This is a genomic window from Nitratireductor mangrovi (genome assembly GCF_007922615.2).
In the GTDB taxonomy this organism is placed as follows: Bacteria; Pseudomonadota; Alphaproteobacteria; order Rhizobiales; family Rhizobiaceae; genus Mangrovimarina; species Mangrovimarina mangrovi.
Window position 1 is genome coordinate 2,403,578 of record NZ_CP042301.2, and the last position, 17,066, is coordinate 2,420,643.

The window sequence follows — 17,066 nt, forward strand, 5'->3', positions numbered from 1 at the left end:
CGCCGGGGATCCTGGATGAAACTTTTCGCGGGCAATTCCAATCGGGTGCTGGCCGAAGCCGTCGCCCGATACCTGAACACGCCGCTCGGAAAAGCCAGTGTCAGGCGCTTCGCCGACCAGGAAATCTTCGTCGAGATCCAGGAAAACGTCCGTGGCGAGGACGTCTTCGCGCTGCAGTCGACCTCCTACCCGGCCAACGATCATTTGATGGAGCTGCTCATCATGATCGACGCCTTCCGCCGCTCCTCGGCAAGGCGCATCACCGCCGTCATTCCCTATTTCGGCTACGCCCGCCAGGACCGGCGCGCGTCGGGCCGCACCCCGATCTCGGCCAAGCTGGTCGCCAACCTCATCACCCAGGCCGGCGCCGACCGGGTGTTGACCCTCGATCTCCATGCCGGCCAGATTCAGGGATTTTTCGACATCCCGACCGACAATCTGTTCGCGGTGCCGGTGCTCGCACGTGACGTGAAGGCGCATTACGATCTCGCCAACGTCATGGTCGTGTCGCCCGACGTCGGCGGCGTGGTGCGGGCGCGCGCGCTCGCCAAGCGCATCGACGCGCCGCTTGCCATCGTCGACAAGCGCCGCGAGCGTCCGGGCGAATCCGAGGTCATGAACGTCATCGGCGACGTGCGTGGCAAGGACTGCCTGCTGATCGACGACATCGTCGATTCGGGCGGCACGCTGTGCAACGCAGCCGACGCCCTGCTTGCCAACGGCGCCACCAGCGTCACCGCCTATATCACCCACGGAGTGCTGTCCGGCGGCGCGGTGGCGCGGATCACCGGCTCCAAGCTCAAGGAACTGGTCATCACCGATTCCATCCAGCCCACGTCCGGCGTCCAGGCCGGTCACAATGTCCGCGTCGTCTCCATCGCCGACCTCATCGGCGAAGCGATCTCGCGCACTGCGACCGAAGAATCGGTGTCGAGCCTGTTCGACTGATCAGCCGAGCACCAGCCGCGCGAGCAGCCCGCCAACGGCCGCAAGCCCGAGCACCAGGATCATGTTGCGGTGGAAGCCGATAAGCGCGACTGCGGCCCCTGCGGCAATGATCGCCGCCACCGGATCGAAACTTCCGGCATCCGGCACCGGTATGCCAAACGGTCCGAACCGGGCCTCGCCGACTGTTCCGAAGAGTACATGCAACGCGAACCACGCGGCGAGATTGGCGATGACGCCGACCACCGCCGCGGTCACAGCGGCCAGCGCGCTCGCCAGCCACTTCACGGCCCGCACGGTCTCGACATAGGGCGCACCGGCGAAGATCCACAGGAAGCACGGCACGAAGGTGAACCACAGCGTCACCGTCGCCCCCGCTAGCCCGCCGGCCAGCGGTTCCAGCCCTGAAAGGCCGGCGCCGCCGAGGAAACCGACGAAAACCAGGACGAGGATCAACGGCCCCGGCGTCGTTTCGGCAAGGCCCAGCCCGGTCAGCATTTCGTCGGGCATCAGCCAGCCATGCACCTCGACCGCCTGCTGCGCGACATAGGCGAGCACCGCATAGGCACCGCCGAAGGTCACCGCGGCCATCTTGGAAAAGAAGCTTGCCTCCTGCGTCAGGACATGGCCCGCGCCCAGCGCGGCCGAAAGCAGGAACAGAGGCCCGAACCAGATCAACAGCCAGGTCGCGGTGGTGCCAGCGAAGCGGCGCATGCTCGGCCGTGTCCATTCCGGTGCCGGCGGCGCCAGCACGGGATCGCCTCCGGGCAAGGTTGCCTTGCCCTCCCCTGCCGTCAGATGGAGCAGCGCGCCGGCAGCCGCCGCCAACAGGATGATCAGTGGGAACGGCATCTTCAAAAACGCGATGCCGATGAACGCCGCCACCGCGATCACGGCCATCACCGGCCCCTTGAGCGCCCTTTTGGAGACCTTGATCAGCGCCTCCAGCACCACCGCCAGCACCGCCGCCTTGAGGCCGAAGAGCAGGCCCGCCACGATCGGCAAATCGCCCAGCGCCAGATAGACCGCCGAAAGCACCGTGATCACCAGCGCGCCGGGCAACACGAAAAGCAGCCCGGCAACCAGCCCGCCCCTCACGCCGTGCATCAGCCAGCCGGCATAGGTCGCAAGCTGCATCGCCTCCGGTCCCGGCAAAAGCATGCAATAGTTGAGCGCGTGCAGGAACCGCGGCTCATCGAGCCACTTCCTTTCCTCCACCAGCATGCGATGCATGAGTGCGATCTGCCCGGCCGGTCCGCCAAAGGACAGGAAACCGATGCGGGCGAAGACGGCGACCGTGTCGCCGAAGGACGGCCCCTCAGCCGTCCGCGTCAACACCTCGCCGCTCATGCCGATTTCGCAGGCCAGTTGTGGGTTTGCTCGCGGGCATGGCGGCACCAGCCATAAAGCGCGTCGTAGAAGATCATGCCCGTTTCCAGTTGCGCAAGGTCGTCGTTCTCGATCGCCGAAAGCCCGAGCGACAGCGCCAGCAGCCCCGACGCCTGCGGGGCCAGATCGGGCCGCGCCGTGTCGGCGCCGCGCACAATGGCCGCGAGGTGTGACAATGGCAAATCGTCAATGTGGAAATCCTCGATCAGCGCATCGAAGGTGCAGCCATCCCCGCGGTGCGAGTAACGCACGCCCTCCACATCGAACGGGATCGCCCCGGTCTCCTCGGCGACGTCGCGAACCCATTCGGCGGCAACGAACCGGAACTGGGCCAGCGGGTCGATGAAGCGGCGGATGAGCCAAGGGCAGGCGATGCGGTCGATCTTGGGCCGCTCGCGCGTGACCCAGGCGCTGCCTGGCCCGCTCACGTCGACGCCCTCGCCCTCATTGGCCACGGTCGGGCCGCCAGCCTCGACATAGGCGCTGAAACCGCCATGCAGCATGGCCACGTCAGCCCCGGCGGCCGCCAGTTCGGCCGCGGCGATCTCGCTGACATTGTGGCCGTGCGCGCAATAGACCACGACTTGGAGGTCATGGGGCAGTTCGGGCAGCCACTGGCTGACGGCCATGTGGTCGCGCCAGATCGAGCCGGCAATTCTCCGGCCGCTCTCCTCGAATGCCGGCGGTCGGCGCACGTCGACCACAAGCGGCCGGCGGCCAATCCCGGTGAGTGCGATGAGGTCGTGGGGCGAGATTCTTCGGGGCATGGCATCCTCCGCGAGAAAGCGAAGGCGGAGCTTGGGCCGAAGCCTCGACGGGGAGTCCACCCATGCCCCCGTGAGTGGAACATTACGCTATCGCGAGGCGCCGTTCAACGGGCAGGTGCGGCCCCGTCGGAGCCGGTCAGAAGACCGGCTCCACATCCCTGAACGCGGCGCGGATCGCCTCCACCATGCCGTCAGTCACCGCGCTTTTCGACTTCGGATTGCGGTGCAGCACCACCCGCGACGTATCGATGTCGCCGAAGCCCTCCATGGCCCCGAGTTCACGGCATCCTTCGGGGATGTTGGAACGCGAGATCGGTGCGATCGCCAGGCCGGACGCCACCGCCAGCTTGAGCCCGCCGCTGGTGTCGCTCCGATAAGCGATGCGATACTCCAGCCGGCGCTGCTCGATCGATTTCATCGCGAAATCCGTGCACCAGCCCGACCGGTCGTAAAGCGCGATCGGCAGCGGGCTTTCCAGGTGCTGATTGTGATCGTCGGACGTCACCCAGACTGTCGGGTCGATCCTGAGCGTTTCGCCGCTCGACACGTCTTCCCACTCGAAAACAACGGCGAGATCGAGCTGGTTGGCATCGAGCGCAGCAAGATTGCGGGCCGAGGGGCCGTAATGCGCGGTGATGTCGACCCGCGGATGAGCACGTGCAAAGCTACCCAGCGCCTGCGACAGCACCGTATAGCCATACTCCTCCGGGATGCCGATCCGCACCCGCCCCGACAGGGGCGGCGCCCGGAACGACGCCTCGGTCTCTTCCATCAGCGAAACGATGCGGCGTGAGTTGCCGAGCAGCAGTTCACCCTTGCGCGTCAGTTCCACGCCGCGCGAGCCGCGCTCGAAGAGTTGTTCGCCGACGATCTCCTCCAGTCGCTTGATCTGCATGCTGACCGCAGACTGCGTGCGCCCGACCGAATCCGCCGCGCGCGTGAAGTTGCCGCTGTCGGCCACGGCGACAAATGTTCTCAGCAGGTCGCTGTCGAGCTGCACGATCGACCCCATCAAAAACCCTGATGACAGGCATCATTGCAATTCGTTTGAAACATGTCAAAGCGCGTCCTATCTCCGCCTCCAACGAGCATTTTCGAGGTGGCTAAGATGGCTATCGCACTGGACTTTCAATCATCGGCCGGCTGGTTCGCGCAAAAGCGCGAGCGGACTGACCGCGCACGCCGGACTCTCGACGCGGCGACCCGCGCCGTGCTTGCCAAACACGACGATCGTCTGCTGCGCGACGTCGGCCTCGACCGCGAAGCACTGCTGGGCGTCGAGGCGTCTGCGCAGCACACGATCGCGTTGCAGCGCCGCATCTGGTCGCTCTGAACGGAATTCCCGTGTCAGCGGTAAGCCCGCGGATACGGGAATGGAGATTGCACTCTCCTCACTCCCCCGCCGGCTTTCGGGCTGGCGGGGTTTTTTCTTGCGTCGTCAGCCGCGATAGTCCTCGTCGGACACCGGCTCCATCCACTCCACCGCCTTGCCGTCGAGCGCTTCCTGCATGGCGATATGCGTCATCCCGGTCTCCGGCCCGGCGCCATGCCAGTGCTTTTCGCCGGGCGGGATCCAGAGCGTGTCGCCCGGCCTGAGCTCGATCACCGCGCCGCCCTCGTTTTGCGCTCGCCCGAGCCCCGCGACGACGTGAAGCGTCTGGCCGAGCGGGTGCGTGTGCCAGTTGGTGCGGGCGCCCGGTTCGAAATGCACCGTGATGGCGCGCAGGCGGGCCGGTGCCTCGGTCTCCACGATCGGGTCTTGCCACACCGTGCCCGTGAACCAGTCGGACGGCGCCCGCCGGGTTGGCCGCGAGCCGCTTGGAAAATGTTTCATGAAGTTCCTCCTGTCCGCACGATTGGGCCCGCAACAGAGGTCCTCGTCAAGCCGGGTCAAGTGGCAGCATCTGTCATCTGTGGCTTTGGCCGGCGCCTCGGTGAGCTTGTGAGGACCAAGCGCCATCGCTAAGCGTCGTACCGTCGACGACCCCGGAGGAAAGGCCTTGTTTGGACTGATCGGCAGGATGCGGGCGAGCCCCGGCAAGCGCGATGAACTCGTGGCGCTGCTCCTCGATGGCACCGAGGCCATGCCGGGCTGCCTCAGCTATGTGGTTGCCCGTGATCCGGTGGACGCCGACACGATCTGGATCACCGAGGTCTGGACCGACGAGCAAAGCCACAAGGCCTCGCTCGACCTGCCACGGGTACAGGCGACGATTGCAAAGGCGCGACCGATCATCGCCGGTTTCGACAGCCAGACGCGTACCGAACCGGTCGGCGGCGTCGGCCTGTAGCGGACCGACCATGCCCGCTGCATGTCGCTTGCGTTTTGCACGGCATTCGCCTATAGCACCGCCACCCGCGTAGACACCCTTGGAGGCACCGCGGATGAGGGCCGCCCACCGGCGGCTTTCGACGTTTTCGGGCCCGGCTTGGCCACCCGCGAACGCTCCAAAACTTGAAAGGAAAAGCCATGAGCCACGAGAGCTACGAGCTCAAGGCCGAGGCGCGCGAACGGGTCGGTAAGGGGTCCGCCCGGGACATTCGCCGCAACGGCAAGGTGCCCGCCGTCATTTACGGCGACAAGCAGCCCCCGCTTCCGATCGTCCTGCCCTACAAGGAGGTGCATCTGAGGATCAACGCCGGCGGTTTCATGACCACGATCGCCACGATCGACGTCGACGGCAAGAAGATCCAGGTGCTGCCCAAGGATTACCAGCTCGATCCGGTCCGCGACTTCACGATGCATGTCGATTTCCTGCGCATCGGCAAGGACACGATCGTGACCGTCAACATCCCGGTGCATTTCGAGAACGAGGACGACGCGCCCGGCATCCGTCGCGGCGGCGTGCTCAACATCGTGCGCCACGAGATCGAGTTTACCTGCCCCGCGAACGCCATCCCCGAGGCGATCACCGTCAACCTGACCGGCCTCGACATCGGCGATTCTGTGCACATCTCGGCCGTCGAGCTGCCGGAAGGCGTGAAGCCGACCATCACCGACCGCGACTTCACCATCGCCACCATCGCGGCTCCCGCCGGCCTCAAGTCCGAGGAAGACGAAGGTGCTCCGGAGGCTCCGGAAACCGAACTCGTCGGCGAGGAGGATGCCGAGGGCGAGGGCGAAGCCGAGAACGGGGAAGAATAGGCCCGGTTCGCCGGGAGCGTACGCGCTGTGCTCATTTTTGCCGGTCTCGGCAATCCCGGTCCCAGATATGCGAACAACCGGCACAATGTCGGTTTCATGGCGGCGGAGGCCATTCACCGCCGCCATTCCTTTTCACCCTGGTCGAACAAGTTCAAGGCCGAGGTCGCCGAAGGCCGTCTCGGCGGCGAAAAGGTGCTGCTCGTCAAGCCGCAGGGTTTCATGAACCTCTCCGGGCAGGCGATCGGCGAGGCGCTGCGTTTCTATAAGCTCGCCCCGGCCGACCTGACGGTCTTTTATGACGAGCTCGACCTCGTCGCCGGCAAGGTGCGGGTCAAGACTGGCGGCGGCGCCGGCGGACACAACGGCATCCGCTCCATCGACGCCCATTGCGGCAAGGACTACCGCCGCGTGCGCATCGGCATCGGCCATCCGGGCGACAAGGCGCTGGTCCACAACCATGTCCTGGGCGATTTCGCCAAGGCCGACCAGGCCTGGCTCGAACCGCTGCTCGAAGCCATCGCCGACAATGCCGACAGGCTGGCGACCGGCGACGACAACGGCTTCATGAACAAGCTCGCACTCGCCGTGCCCGGCGCTGGCCTGAGACCGGCAGGAGCGAAGAAGGCGGACATGGACGTCCCGGCAGCCAAACCCGCCAAGGGACGCAGCCATATTCGTCAGGCGCGGCCGCAAAAGCCGTCCGTCTCCGTTCCCGAAACCGGGCCGATGGCGGCTATGCTGAAAAAGCTGTTCGGCAGCGACTGACCGCCGCGCGCCTTGACCTTCCCGGCCTCATTGACCATAGGCCTCCACACGACGTTTCCCGACAGGACCAATCACCATGGGTTTCAAATGCGGCATCGTCGGCCTGCCCAATGTCGGCAAGTCGACGCTCTTCAACGCGCTGACCAGGACGGCCGCAGCGCAGGCGGCCAACTATCCCTTCTGTACCATCGAGCCCAACACCGGTGAGGTGGCCGTCCCCGACAAGCGCCTCGCCGCCATCGCCCGGATCGCCAAGTCGAAGGAGATCATCCCGACCCGCATCTCCTTCGTCGACATCGCCGGCCTCGTACGTGGCGCCTCGAAGGGCGAAGGTCTCGGCAACCAGTTCCTCGCAAACATCCGCGAGGTCGACGCCATCGTGCATGTGCTGCGTTGCTTCGAGGATGACGACATCACCCATGTCGAAGGCCGCATCGATCCCGTCGCCGATGCGGAGACGGTCGAGACCGAACTGATGCTGGCCGACCTCGAAAGCCTGGAGCGGCGCACCGAACAGACCCGCAAGCGCGCCACCGGAAAGGACAAGGAAGCCATCACCGTTCTGCCGATGATGGAAAAGGCGCTCGCCCTGCTGCAGGACGGCAAGCCGGTGCGCCTGCTCTTGCCCGGCATCGCCATCGAGGATCTGAGGCTTCTGCAGGGGCTGAACCTTCTCACCTCCAAGCCGGTGCTTTACGTCTGCAATGTCGCCGAAGGCGATGCCGCGGCCGGCAACGCGGTTAGTGCTGCGGTAGAGAAGATGGCCGCCGCCCAGGGCGCCCGCGCCGTCGTCATCTCGGCCGCCATCGAGGCCGAGGTCGCGCAACTTCCCGACGCCGAGGCGGCGGAATATCTGGAAGCGATGGGGCTGGAGGAAGCCGGTCTCGACCGCTTGATCCGTGAGGGTTACGCCCTGCTCGACCTGATCACCTTCTTCACCGCCGGACCAAAGGAGACGCGCGCCTGGACCGTGGCGCGCGGCGCCAAGGCCCCGCGCGCGGCCGGCGTCATCCATACCGACTTCGAACGCGGCTTCATCCGCGCCCAGACGATTGCCTACCCGGACTATGTCGCGCTCGGTGGCGAGGTCGCGGCCAAGGAAGCAGGCAAGGCGCGCGACGAAGGCAAGGAATATGTCGTTCAGGACGGCGACGTGATGCTGTTCAAGTTCAACACCTGACATTCCTTGATCTTCCAGCCTCGCCAAAAGGACGCCCGTTAACCATACCGAAACGAGTTTGGCGGCATATGCTGGCGGAACCGCAATTGGGGTTCCGCCAAGATGAGCGATGTCGTCGTTCCCGCACTCGACCCTGACGAGTCGAATTACGCGCACTGCCAGGTCGTTGACGTGTTGCCGATCCGGGCCGAGCGTTTCTTCGACTGGTATATCGACGAGCCGATCGAGAACTTCATGCTCGGCACACCCTTCGTGTCGCCGGTTCTCGGGTGCGAACCCCTTCCCGGCGATCCCTACGGCGTGCCGGGGTCGGAGCGGCTGATCAAGTTCAAGGACGGGACCGTTGCGCGCGAGCGCATTCTCAGCACCGACTTTCCGAACTCCTACTTCTACATGCCCTATGCCTACGACAATCCGATCCGGCTGTTTTCGGATCACGCCAAGGGCCGCATGACGGCTTTGCCGGAAGGCGACAATGCCCGCATCGTCTGGGATTATGCCTTCCATGCCCGCAACAGGCTGGCGCTCAATGTCGTCAAGCTGTTCGTTGCGCTCGACTGGAAACGCAACATGGCCAACGGGCTCAAGGTCATCAAGGCACACCTGGCTGAGCACGGCCCTGAAAAGCGCATCCACGAGGTCGGCGGCGCGCTGAAGGTCGCCTGAGCCCGAACACACAGGTCATTCCGTGCCGATCGGCTTCCGTCACCCCAGGCGCGTCGTTCCTTACGCGGCGCGGGCTTTGGGCGCGTCTTGTGCCGCGGGCTTTCCCGCCGCCGGCTCGAACAGGAAGAAGGTCGAGCGGAAGCCAACCTGCAGGTAAAGCAGGCTGGTCAGCGCCAAACCAAGCGATTTCCTCGGCATGCGCCGCTCCTCCTTGAGGACCATGCCATGGGACGCGGCGAGCTTCAGCAGGCTACCACGGAACCATGCCGGGTATTGGACCAGCAGGCGTCCGCCAGGTGCGAGATGATCGTGGATGGCGTCGAAGAGCAGCGGCAGGTAACGCACCGAGGTCGCATACTGGTTTTCGGCATCGGCGAAATCGGCCGCGATATAGGGCGGATTCGCAATGACCAGGTCGAACTCTCCATCGATCTTGTCGAACATGTCACTGTGCAGGAAGTCGATGTTCCGCACCTCGTGCCGCCGGCAGTTTTCCTCTGCGTTGCGCAGCGCCGTCTCGCTGATGTCGGTGGCCAGAACATGCCCCGCCTTGTCGGCGCAGAAGATGGCGCCGACCCCTATACCGCAGCCGAGATCGAGCACCCGGTCTCCTTCGCGGCAGTAGGCGGCGCAGGCATGCTCGTTTTCCAGTGGCCTGTAGACGCCGGGGAACACCGCGAACTGTCTGCCTTCGATTGTTGTGGTGGGCCAGACGCTGTTGAGCCTCCTGACATACCAGTACCAGAGCGCCATGATCCCGCGCTTGCTTGCCTCGTAGACGCCCATCGGCACCTGCTCCTGTCAACGATTTCCCATGATGCTATCAAGTCTATGTGAGGAAAGGTTTAACTAGCGCTGTCGCAAGGCGGCCACGGTAACGTGACATTTCCTACGCCGCCGCTCAGCCGGTTCGGTGCGCTTGTTTTTATGCGCCGAGGTGCTTTACCCCCGCTCGTGGCTCGGCCACTTTGCATCCATGAACTCGCAGACCCACGTGCTGATGGGTGCCGCCCTGTTCGGCAAGCCGATGCCGCGCCTGGCCTGGGCGGCGGCCGCCGGCAGCCTCGTGCCCGATCTGCCGATGTATGTCACCGTCGGGACACTGAGGATTGCCGGCTTCCCCCTTTCCGAGATCTTCCGCCGCATCTACTGGCAGGACTGGTGGCAGATCGCCAACGCGGTCGGCCATAATTTCCTGCTCTGGAGCGGCTTGGCGCTGGCTTCCGGGTTGGCGCTTTCCGGCAGGACCCGCCGCGCCTGGCCCGCGGCCGCAGCCGAGCCCGGCGCCCGTCCGCTTACGGCAAAGACATCTCGCGAGGGTGCAGCCGCTCTCGTCTTCGCCTTTTCGGCCTCGGCGCTGCTTCATTCGGCAATCGATTTCCTGTTCCATCGCGACGATGCCCACATGCATTTCTGGCCACTCAGCGACTGGCGGTTCCGTTCGCCGGTCTCCTACTGGGACGCCAACCACTACGGCAACTGGTTCGGGCTTTTCGAGGCCGCGATCGGCATCCTGCTGGTGGTGATCCTGTTCCGGCGCTATCGGGCCCTGTGGGTACGTATCGCGCTGCTCGTCGCGCTCGCCCTCTACGTTGCCGTGCCGGCCTTCTTCTTCGTTACGCACCACGGATGATGTCTGCGGCACGCTCATGACTGGCCCATCGATTGCCGCGCGAGGCGCTTGCGCCGCCCGCGCAAACCCGCCAAAGACTGTTCGCAATTGAACAGGTGAGCGCATGACGGACAAAAAATGGGCCTTCGAGGACTTCGAGGTCGGCGGCGCGATCGAGTTCGGCCCGCGGCTGGTCACGGCCGAGGAGATGATCGATTTCGCCAGCCGCTACGATCCGCAGCCGATGCATCTTGATGAGGCGGCGGGCAAGGCCAGCATGCTTGGCGGGCTTTCCGCCGCCGGCCTGTTCACTGCGTCCCTGTTCATGCGCATGATGTGCGACGCCTATATCCTCGATTCGACCTCGCAGGGCGCGCCGGGCGTCGACTACGTCAATTTCCGCAAGCCTCTGCTGGCCGGCGACACCCTTACCGGGCGCTCCGTCATCCTCGAAAAGCGGATCTCGAAATCGCGTCCCGGGCTGGGCTTCGTCTCGGTACGGCACGAGTTGCGCAACCAGCGCGGCGAGGTGATCTGCGAAATGGCCAATACCGGCATGTTCCTGCTGCGCAACCCGGAGACGGCGGCATGAGCCTCGACGCAAAGCTTGGTATCGGCGAGACGGTCGATCTCGGGAGCCACACCTTTCAGGCCGGGGAGATCAAGGAGTTCGCCTCCAAATACGACCCGCAGCGATTTCACATCGACGAGGAAGCGGCCGCCAGAAGCGTCTTCGGCCGGCTTTGTGCTTCGGGATGGCACACCATATCGATGTGGATGAAGCACAACGCTGCCTCCTTCCCGGCAACCGTCGAGCGTTCCAGGCAATGGGGAACGCCGATCGAATTCGGTCCGGCGGCCGGCCTGCGCGACCTCAAATGGCTGAAGCCGGTCTATGTCGGCGACACCATCACCTTCACCCGTACCCCCCGCGCCCACCGCGCTCTGGCCACGCGGCCCGGTTGGCGCATGTTGACCACCGACAATGCGGCAATCAACCAGAACGGCGAAACGGTCATGACCTTCACCACCATGGTGCTGATGAAGGCGGAGTAACGGCCAGGTCGGTTCCGGTCGCCAAGTGCGAGAGATGTTGAAGCCAAAGCAGCGACCGATGCCGCATCCGATACCGGCAATGTTCCTTCGCACCGAGCGGCTATTGTTCCGGCCCTTCGCCGCCGGCGACCTGGAGCCGCTTTTTCGTATCGTCGCCGACCCGGAGGTTGTCCGTTACACCGACGACGGAACCCCGCTTGCTTGGGCCACGACCCGTTTGTGGATCGAGCGGTCACGCGAAAACGTCGCCCGCCACGGCTACGGAACCGGCGCCGTGATCGAGCTTGCCACCGGCCGCCTCATCGGCTGGGCCGGTTTCGCAAGGCCTGAAGGTGCACCCGAAGAAATGATCTACGGCTTCGAGCGGCCGGTATGGAGCAAGGGTTACGGCTCGGAGATCGCGGCCGGTCTCGTCCGCTTCGCGTTCAAAGACCTTGGCCTTTCATCGCTGCGGGCGACCGTGCATCCCGACAACGCGGCCTCGCGCCACATCCTTCGCAAGCTCGGCTTCGCCGAAGTGGCCGTCACCCCCGACGTGGTCGAATTGACTCTGAAGAAAGTGCCCACGGCCGGCTGAGACACTCGCTCCCGGGCGCACTCATTCCGCCCCTTCGGCCCGCCTCGTCGTCTCCTTGTCGACCAGTTCCCTCAGCGCCCGCAGCAGCGGATGTCTTTCCGTCTGCGCGACCCCGTAGGACAGGTTGAAGACATAGTCGAAGTCGGGCGCGTTCTTGCCGATCACGTGCTGCAGCATGGTTTCCAGCTTGTCGAAACCCTTGACCAGCATCGCCTCGGGCGACGCCGCCTGGTTGTATTCGTCCCATAGCCCGACAATCTCGTCACGCAAATCATCAGGCAGCGGCGCGCACAGCGTCACGAGGTCGGCCCGTTCGCGCGCCGCACGTCCCGGATCGCCATCCTGGTGGATCGCCGGCACATCACCGGAGATTGCCTCGCCGAGATCGTGGACGATGCAAAGCTTCAGGAGCTTGAGATGGTCGTAGCCCGCCAGTTCGCGCTCGAACAGCATCACGAGCAGGCAGAGCCTCCAGCAATGCTCGGCCGTGCTCTCGGCGCGACCCTGCGCTGTGATCCCGCTCCTCAGCGTATCCTTCAGCCGTTCCGCCGCCTGGACGAAACTGAGGATGGCGGCAAGGCGTTGCGTGTCTGCTGGCCGTACTGATTCCATGCCGACAGGCTAGTCCGCAGCGATCGCCAATGCGACCGGCGGAATATCTTATGCAGGCCCCGAACGCCGTCCGTCGCGCACGAGGCGCGCGAAGCGGCCGTCGGAAAGTGCCAGGCGCGCATAGCGGATCGTGCCGGCGCGGATGGTCAGTTCTGCGAACTCGGCCCGCTCGGTGCAGATCGCGAGTTCCGGCGCCAGTTCATCGTACCAGCCACGGTCACCCAGCGACGCCTCGCCGTCATCGATGCCTTCGGAAGCGAAGCGCCACAGCGAGGTGCCCTGAAGATCTTCGCAAGCCACCCGCCATGTCCGGCAGCGCGACGGCGAGGCCGCCAGCAGCCGGTGCGTCAGGTCGCAGATCAGATGCACAGGTTCGCTCGACAGGCGCACGAGGTCGAGCAACGCCCTGTCGGCGGACGATGACGGCCGTGCCGTCAGGAGCCGGGTCAGCCGGCGGCTTTCATGCCGGTCCGGCGCGAGCGCGCCCGATTCCCAGCGTGACACCGTCGCCTGCGAGACGCCGAGTTCCTCGGCGAGTGCCGCCTGCTTGACGCGGTTGATCACACGCCAGCGGCGCAGCGTCGGCCCAAGACAGTCGCGTTTCGGCGGCAAGGCAGTGAGCATCAAGGCAGCATAGGACCAACGATGACGGCGACGAAAGTCCGCCGGCCGCCAGCCTCAATGACCCTCATAGGAAATCAGCGTCCTGACATCGACGCCGAGCGCCTCGAGCTTGGCGCGGCCGCCGAGATCCGGCAGGTCGATGACGAAGCAGGCGGAAACGATCTCCGCACCCATCTGCCGCAACAGCTTCACCGCGCCCTCGGCGGTACCGCCGGTGGCGATCAGATCGTCGACCAGGATCACCTTCTCGCCCGGCGCAACCGCATCCTTGTGCATTTCCATCTCGTCGATGCCGTATTCGAGGCTGTAGGCCACGCGCACCGTGTCGTGCGGCAGCTTGCCCTTCTTGCGGATCGGGATGAAGCCGGCCGAAAGCTGATGCGCGATCGCCCCGCCGAGGATGAAGCCGCGCGCCTCGATGCCGGCAATCTTGTCGATCTTGGTCCCGGCATAGGGATGCACCAGTTCGTCGACGGCGCGGCGGAAAGCGCGCGCATTGCCGAGCAGCGTGGTGATGTCGCGAAACAGGATGCCCTGCTTGGGATAGTCCGGAATGGTGCGGATCGCTGCCAGCAGCGTGTCTTCGAGTGTCTGTCGCATGAAAGAAGGAGCCCCGTTGCGCGATAGTTTTGGCCTCATGCGGGCCAAAAGAAAAGGGCGCTCGCAGCGCCCTTTCCCGATTCGCCCTTGTGGCCGCGCTCAATGCGCGATGTTCGACCACACCTTGCGCTTGGTCAGGTAGACCAGGCTGGCAAACAGCAGCAGGAACACGATGACCCGGAAGCCGGTCTTCTTGCGCTCTTCCATGTGCGGCTCGGCGGCCCACATCAGGAACGCCGACACGTCCCTTGCATACTGGTCGACCGTCTGCGGCGTCCCGTCGTCATAAGTCACCATGTCTTCGAACAACGGCGGCGCCATGGCCAGCGACTTTCCGGCGACGAAATACGGGTTGTAGTAGGTGCCTTCGGCGATCTCCATGCCTTCCGGCGGCGTTTCATCGTAGCCGGTCAGGAGCGCGTGGATATAGTCCGGGCCGCCCTCGGCATATTGCGTGAAGATGTCGAAGACGAAGGTCGGGAAGCCGCGCTCCACCGCCCGCGCCTTGGCGATCAGCGAGAAGTCAGGCGGCGCGGCACCGCCATTGGCCGCAGCTGCAGCAGCGTCGTTCGGGAACGGCGCCGGGAAGTAGTCGGACGGAATGGCAGGGCGCTCGAACATCTCGCCATCATTGTCCGGGCCGGCCTGGACCGTGTATTCGGCCGCGAACGCCTTTACCTGCGCTTCCGAATAGCCGAGGTCCGCCAGCGTGCGGAACGCGACCAGCCTCATCGAATGGCAGGCCGCGCAGACCTCCTTGTAGACCTTGAGTCCGCGCTGCAGCTGAGCCTTGTCGTAGGTTCCGAACGGCCCTTCGAACGACCAGTTGAGCTCCGCCGGCTTCTTGATCGGGAAGTGTGTCGGCTCCGCCTCGCCCTCGGCGGCAACCGCCGGGCCCGCGAGGCCGGCGACCACGATTGCGAGCGCCGCGAAACCGCTCAGGATCGTCTTCATGCGGAAATTCCTTTCAAGCTTCACGGTCGCGCGCTCAGACGGTCTTCTCGGGCGCTGCATTCGCGCTGTCGGGCAGCGCGGCGGCTCCTCCGCCATGGCGCGCCAGCACCGCCTCGGTAATCGAGCCTGGCTGCCGTCGTGGCGTCTCTAGGAGGCCCAGCACCGGCATGATGACGATAAAGAAGGCGAAGTAGTAGAGCGTCGCGCCCTGAGCCATGATCACGTAGGTGCCTTCCGCCGGGCGCGAGCCGAGCCATCCCAGGAAGATCGAATCGACCACGAACAGCCAGAAGAAAAGCCGGTACCACGGCCGGTAGGAGGCCGAACGGACCTTCGACGTATCAAGCCACGGCACGATGAACAGCACCGCGATAGCCCCGAACATGGCCAGCACGCCGCCAAGCTTGGAATCGATCGGTCCGACGTTGAAGGTGATCGCCCTCAGGATGGCGTAGAAGGGCAGGAAGTACCATTCCGGCACGATGTGGGCGGGCGTCTTCAACGGATCGGCCTGGATATAGTTGTCCGGATGGCCGAGGAAATTCGGGATGTAGAAGACGAAATAGGCGAACACGATGAAGAAGACGACCATCGCGAACGCATCTTTCAGTGTCGCGTAGGGCGTAAAGGCGACCGTGTCGGTCTTGGACTTCACCTCGATGCCGGTCGGATTGGTCTGGCCGGTCACGTGCAGCGCCCACACATGCAGGACGACCACGCCGGCGATCATGAACGGCAGCAGGTAGTGCAGCGAGAAGAAGCGGTTGAGCGTCGGGTTGTCGACCGCGAAGCCGCCCAGAAGCAGCTGCTGGATCCACTCGCCGACCAGCGGGATTGCCGTGAAGAAGCCGGTGATGACGGTCGCGCCCCAGAAGCTCATCTGGCCCCAGGGCAGCACGTAGCCCATGAAGGCCGTCGCCATCATCAACAGGTAGATGATGCAGCCGAGGATCCACAGAAGCTCGCGCGGCGCCTTGTAGGAGCCGTAGTAGAGCCCGCGGAAGATGTGGACGTAGACGGCAATGAAGAACATCGACGCGCCGTTGGCGTGCAGGTAGCGCAACAGCCAGCCCGAATTCACGTCGCGCATGATCTTTTCGACTGACTGGAAGGCGATGCCGGTGTCTGACGTGTAGTGCATGGCCAGCACGATGCCGGTCAGGATCTGCGCCACCAGCATGATCGAGAGGATGCCGCCGAAGGTATAGGCGTAGTTCAGGTTGCGCGGTACCGGGTAGGCGACAAAGGAATCGTACATGAGGCGCGGCAGCGGCAGCCGCTTGTCGATCCAGCGCTCGAAGCCCGTCGAGGGTTTGTAGGTCGAATGTCCACCGGCCATGATGCTGTTCCCCAGTCCCTCAACCGATCCGAATGGTGGTGTCGGAGATGAATTCGAAAGTCGGCACGGCCAGGTTTTCCGGCGCCGGGCCTTTGCGGATGCGGCCAGCCGTGTCGTAGTGCGAGCCGTGGCAGGGGCAGAACCAGCCGCCGAAATCGCCGGCTTGGCCAAGCGGCACGCAGCCCAGATGCGTGCACGAGCCGATCATCACGATCCAGTTTTCCTTGCCCTCGCCGGCCGAGCGGTCGACGTCGGTGGCCGGCGCGTCGGACGAAAGGTTGGCGTTGCGCGCTACCGGATCCTTCAGGTCCGCGAGCGGGACGGCCTTGGCAGCCTCGATCTCCTCCGGCGTACGGTTGCGGATGAAGACCGGCTTGCCGCGCCACTTGGCCGTAACCGACATGCCGGGCTCGATGGCCGAAACATCGACCTCGATCGTCGCCAGCGCCAGCGTCGAGGCGTCGGGACGCATCTGGTCGATGAACGGCCACACGGCGCCGCCGACGCCGACCGCGGCCGCGGTTCCGGTCGCTACGTAGAGAAAGTCCCGGCGGTTGGGTTCATGGGTTTCGTCGACGCTCACGGGTCATGTCCTCTTCGCGAATGTGAGCCTTTGCCCCGCGCTCCGCTCCGCTGGATCGGGGCGCCCGCACGCGGCAGCGCGCAGGCCGGCTGGAATCCCGGCAATTGGCGATGGTTTCTAGGCGTGATGCCGGCGCTTGTCCATACGATTGCCCGGCGGGTGGGCAGTTTGTCGCGGGGTTTTCCTGGCGCCCGAAAATCACGCCTGGCCGCGTCCGCGACGGGGCCGTCCACGCTTATGGATGGCGTGCCG

General features: G+C 64.8%; 22 protein-coding genes. 11 read left to right on the plus strand and 11 right to left on the minus strand.

What is annotated here, in order from left to right; translation table 11 throughout:
• Window positions 1–15 precede the first annotated feature (15 nt).
• A complete protein-coding gene (locus FQ775_RS11790) occupies window positions 16–948 on the plus strand; it encodes a ribose-phosphate pyrophosphokinase (RefSeq protein WP_146300692.1) in 933 nt (310 codons plus the stop codon).
• Here FQ775_RS11790 and chrA read toward each other — a convergent pair whose 3' ends face one another.
• From chrA to FQ775_RS11805, 3 genes are all read right to left on the minus strand, one after another.
• Window positions 949–2,295, minus strand: coding sequence for a chromate efflux transporter (chrA, locus tag FQ775_RS11795; RefSeq protein WP_206064869.1), 1,347 nt, complete (start codon window positions 2,293–2,295; stop codon window positions 949–951).
• Window positions 2,292–3,101, minus strand: coding sequence for a chromate resistance protein ChrB domain-containing protein (locus FQ775_RS11800; protein WP_146300693.1), 810 nt, complete (start codon window positions 3,099–3,101; stop codon window positions 2,292–2,294). The genes chrA and FQ775_RS11800 overlap by 4 nt, the downstream gene beginning before the upstream one ends.
• 136 nt (window positions 3,102–3,237) lie before the next feature.
• The gene (locus FQ775_RS11805) at window positions 3,238–4,113 is read right to left on the minus strand and encodes a LysR family transcriptional regulator (protein ID WP_146300694.1); all 876 of its coding nucleotides are present in this window, start codon (window positions 4,111–4,113) and stop codon (window positions 3,238–3,240) included.
• 96 nt (window positions 4,114–4,209) lie between these two features.
• On the opposite strand from FQ775_RS11805, the gene FQ775_RS11810 reads away from it, so the two are divergent.
• Window positions 4,210–4,434 carry a hypothetical protein gene (locus FQ775_RS11810; RefSeq protein ID WP_167812927.1) on the plus strand — a complete coding sequence of 75 codons (225 nt, stop codon included), beginning with the start codon at window positions 4,210–4,212 and terminating at the stop codon, window positions 4,432–4,434.
• Between the two features lie 105 nt (window positions 4,435–4,539).
• On the opposite strand, the gene FQ775_RS11815 is transcribed toward FQ775_RS11810, so the two are convergent.
• Window positions 4,540–4,935: a (R)-mandelonitrile lyase gene (locus FQ775_RS11815; protein WP_146300696.1), complete on the minus strand. Its 396-nt coding sequence runs from the start codon at window positions 4,933–4,935 to the stop codon at window positions 4,540–4,542.
• Between the two features lie 166 nt (window positions 4,936–5,101).
• Here FQ775_RS11815 and FQ775_RS11820 point away from each other — a divergent pair, with 166 nt between their 5' ends.
• The 5 genes from FQ775_RS11820 (at window position 5,102) to FQ775_RS11840 (ending at window position 8,857) form a co-directional block, all read left to right on the plus strand.
• Window positions 5,102–5,392, plus strand: coding sequence for a putative quinol monooxygenase (locus tag FQ775_RS11820; RefSeq protein ID WP_146300697.1), 291 nt, complete (start codon window positions 5,102–5,104; stop codon window positions 5,390–5,392).
• Window positions 5,393–5,571: 179 nt separating this feature from the next.
• Window positions 5,572–6,246: a 50S ribosomal protein L25/general stress protein Ctc gene (locus FQ775_RS11825; RefSeq protein ID WP_146300698.1), complete on the plus strand. Its 675-nt coding sequence runs from the start codon at window positions 5,572–5,574 to the stop codon at window positions 6,244–6,246.
• A gap of 27 nt (window positions 6,247–6,273) precedes the next feature.
• Window positions 6,274–7,011, plus strand: a complete 738-nt coding sequence (gene pth / locus FQ775_RS11830) for an aminoacyl-tRNA hydrolase (protein ID WP_146300699.1) — start codon at window positions 6,274–6,276, stop codon at window positions 7,009–7,011.
• 76 nt (window positions 7,012–7,087) lie between these two features.
• Window positions 7,088–8,191 carry a redox-regulated ATPase YchF gene (gene ychF, locus FQ775_RS11835; RefSeq protein ID WP_146300700.1) on the plus strand — a complete coding sequence of 368 codons (1,104 nt, stop codon included), beginning with the start codon at window positions 7,088–7,090 and terminating at the stop codon, window positions 8,189–8,191.
• A 102-nt stretch (window positions 8,192–8,293) separates the two neighbouring features.
• The gene (locus FQ775_RS11840) at window positions 8,294–8,857 is read left to right on the plus strand and encodes an SRPBCC family protein (protein WP_146300701.1); all 564 of its coding nucleotides are present in this window, start codon (window positions 8,294–8,296) and stop codon (window positions 8,855–8,857) included.
• 60 nt (window positions 8,858–8,917) lie between these two features.
• Here FQ775_RS11840 and FQ775_RS11845 read toward each other — a convergent pair whose 3' ends face one another.
• Entirely contained in the window at window positions 8,918–9,643 is a 726-nt protein-coding gene (locus tag FQ775_RS11845) for a methyltransferase (RefSeq protein ID WP_146300702.1), read from the minus strand.
• 190 nt (window positions 9,644–9,833) lie between these two features.
• Between FQ775_RS11845 and FQ775_RS11850 the strand changes: the two genes are divergently transcribed.
• The 4 genes from FQ775_RS11850 (at window position 9,834) to FQ775_RS11865 (ending at window position 12,102) form a co-directional block, all read left to right on the plus strand.
• Window positions 9,834–10,490 carry a hypothetical protein gene (locus tag FQ775_RS11850; RefSeq protein ID WP_146300703.1) on the plus strand — a complete coding sequence of 219 codons (657 nt, stop codon included), beginning with the start codon at window positions 9,834–9,836 and terminating at the stop codon, window positions 10,488–10,490.
• A gap of 103 nt (window positions 10,491–10,593) precedes the next feature.
• Window positions 10,594–11,061 (plus strand): MaoC family dehydratase, encoded by a 468-nt coding sequence (locus FQ775_RS11855; protein WP_146300704.1) that lies wholly within the window; start codon window positions 10,594–10,596, stop codon window positions 11,059–11,061.
• Entirely contained in the window at window positions 11,058–11,525 is a 468-nt protein-coding gene (locus FQ775_RS11860) for a MaoC family dehydratase (RefSeq protein WP_146300705.1), read from the plus strand. Before FQ775_RS11855 ends, FQ775_RS11860 begins: the two co-directional genes overlap by 4 nt.
• 79 nt (window positions 11,526–11,604) lie before the next feature.
• Window positions 11,605–12,102, plus strand: coding sequence for a GNAT family N-acetyltransferase (locus FQ775_RS11865; RefSeq protein ID WP_167812929.1), 498 nt, complete (start codon window positions 11,605–11,607; stop codon window positions 12,100–12,102).
• 21 nt (window positions 12,103–12,123) lie between these two features.
• Here the strand turns inward: FQ775_RS11865 and FQ775_RS11870 are convergent, their stop codons facing one another.
• From FQ775_RS11870 to petA, 6 genes are all read right to left on the minus strand, one after another.
• A complete protein-coding gene (locus tag FQ775_RS11870; RefSeq protein ID WP_146300707.1) occupies window positions 12,124–12,714 on the minus strand; it encodes an HD domain-containing protein in 591 nt (196 codons plus the stop codon).
• A 48-nt stretch (window positions 12,715–12,762) separates the two neighbouring features.
• Window positions 12,763–13,338, minus strand: coding sequence for a helix-turn-helix transcriptional regulator (locus tag FQ775_RS11875; protein ID WP_146300708.1), 576 nt, complete (start codon window positions 13,336–13,338; stop codon window positions 12,763–12,765).
• Window positions 13,339–13,392: 54 nt separating this feature from the next.
• A complete protein-coding gene (locus FQ775_RS11880; protein ID WP_146300709.1) occupies window positions 13,393–13,938 on the minus strand; it encodes an adenine phosphoribosyltransferase in 546 nt (181 codons plus the stop codon).
• A gap of 99 nt (window positions 13,939–14,037) precedes the next feature.
• Window positions 14,038–14,892, minus strand: a complete 855-nt coding sequence (locus FQ775_RS11885; protein WP_146300710.1) for a cytochrome c1 — start codon at window positions 14,890–14,892, stop codon at window positions 14,038–14,040.
• Between the two features lie 34 nt (window positions 14,893–14,926).
• Window positions 14,927–16,231, minus strand: coding sequence for a cytochrome b (locus FQ775_RS11890; RefSeq protein WP_146300711.1), 1,305 nt, complete (start codon window positions 16,229–16,231; stop codon window positions 14,927–14,929).
• 19 nt (window positions 16,232–16,250) lie between these two features.
• Window positions 16,251–16,814 carry a ubiquinol-cytochrome c reductase iron-sulfur subunit gene (gene petA / locus FQ775_RS11895; protein WP_146300712.1) on the minus strand — a complete coding sequence of 188 codons (564 nt, stop codon included), beginning with the start codon at window positions 16,812–16,814 and terminating at the stop codon, window positions 16,251–16,253.
• Between the last annotated feature and the right edge of the window lie 252 nt (window positions 16,815–17,066).

What these genes read in the sequence shown, in the direction of transcription:
- FQ775_RS11790 (WP_146300692.1), top strand. Translation starts at nt 16, where the DNA reads ATGAAACTTTTCGCGGGCAATTCCAATCGGGTGCTGGCCGAAGCCGTC.
- chrA (WP_206064869.1), bottom strand. Translation starts at nt 2,295, where the DNA reads ATGAGCGGCGAGGTGTTGACGCGGACGGCTGAGGGGCCGTCCTTCGGC.
- FQ775_RS11800 (WP_146300693.1), bottom strand. Translation starts at nt 3,101, where the DNA reads ATGCCCCGAAGAATCTCGCCCCACGACCTCATCGCACTCACCGGGATT.
- FQ775_RS11805 (WP_146300694.1), bottom strand. Translation starts at nt 4,113, where the DNA reads ATGGGGTCGATCGTGCAGCTCGACAGCGACCTGCTGAGAACATTTGTC.
- FQ775_RS11810 (WP_167812927.1), top strand. Translation starts at nt 4,210, where the DNA reads ATGGCTATCGCACTGGACTTTCAATCATCGGCCGGCTGGTTCGCGCAA.
- FQ775_RS11815 (WP_146300696.1), bottom strand. Translation starts at nt 4,935, where the DNA reads ATGAAACATTTTCCAAGCGGCTCGCGGCCAACCCGGCGGGCGCCGTCC.
- FQ775_RS11825 (WP_146300698.1), top strand. Translation starts at nt 5,572, where the DNA reads ATGAGCCACGAGAGCTACGAGCTCAAGGCCGAGGCGCGCGAACGGGTC.
- ychF (WP_146300700.1), top strand. Translation starts at nt 7,088, where the DNA reads ATGGGTTTCAAATGCGGCATCGTCGGCCTGCCCAATGTCGGCAAGTCG.
- FQ775_RS11840 (WP_146300701.1), top strand. Translation starts at nt 8,294, where the DNA reads ATGAGCGATGTCGTCGTTCCCGCACTCGACCCTGACGAGTCGAATTAC.
- FQ775_RS11845 (WP_146300702.1), bottom strand. Translation starts at nt 9,643, where the DNA reads ATGGGCGTCTACGAGGCAAGCAAGCGCGGGATCATGGCGCTCTGGTAC.
- FQ775_RS11850 (WP_146300703.1), top strand. Translation starts at nt 9,834, where the DNA reads ATGAACTCGCAGACCCACGTGCTGATGGGTGCCGCCCTGTTCGGCAAG.
- FQ775_RS11855 (WP_146300704.1), top strand. Translation starts at nt 10,594, where the DNA reads ATGACGGACAAAAAATGGGCCTTCGAGGACTTCGAGGTCGGCGGCGCG.
- FQ775_RS11860 (WP_146300705.1), top strand. Translation starts at nt 11,058, where the DNA reads ATGAGCCTCGACGCAAAGCTTGGTATCGGCGAGACGGTCGATCTCGGG.
- FQ775_RS11865 (WP_167812929.1), top strand. Translation starts at nt 11,605, where the DNA reads ATGTTCCTTCGCACCGAGCGGCTATTGTTCCGGCCCTTCGCCGCCGGC.
- FQ775_RS11870 (WP_146300707.1), bottom strand. Translation starts at nt 12,714, where the DNA reads ATGGAATCAGTACGGCCAGCAGACACGCAACGCCTTGCCGCCATCCTC.
- FQ775_RS11875 (WP_146300708.1), bottom strand. Translation starts at nt 13,338, where the DNA reads ATGCTCACTGCCTTGCCGCCGAAACGCGACTGTCTTGGGCCGACGCTG.
- FQ775_RS11880 (WP_146300709.1), bottom strand. Translation starts at nt 13,938, where the DNA reads ATGCGACAGACACTCGAAGACACGCTGCTGGCAGCGATCCGCACCATT.
- FQ775_RS11885 (WP_146300710.1), bottom strand. Translation starts at nt 14,892, where the DNA reads ATGAAGACGATCCTGAGCGGTTTCGCGGCGCTCGCAATCGTGGTCGCC.
- FQ775_RS11890 (WP_146300711.1), bottom strand. Translation starts at nt 16,231, where the DNA reads ATGGCCGGTGGACATTCGACCTACAAACCCTCGACGGGCTTCGAGCGC.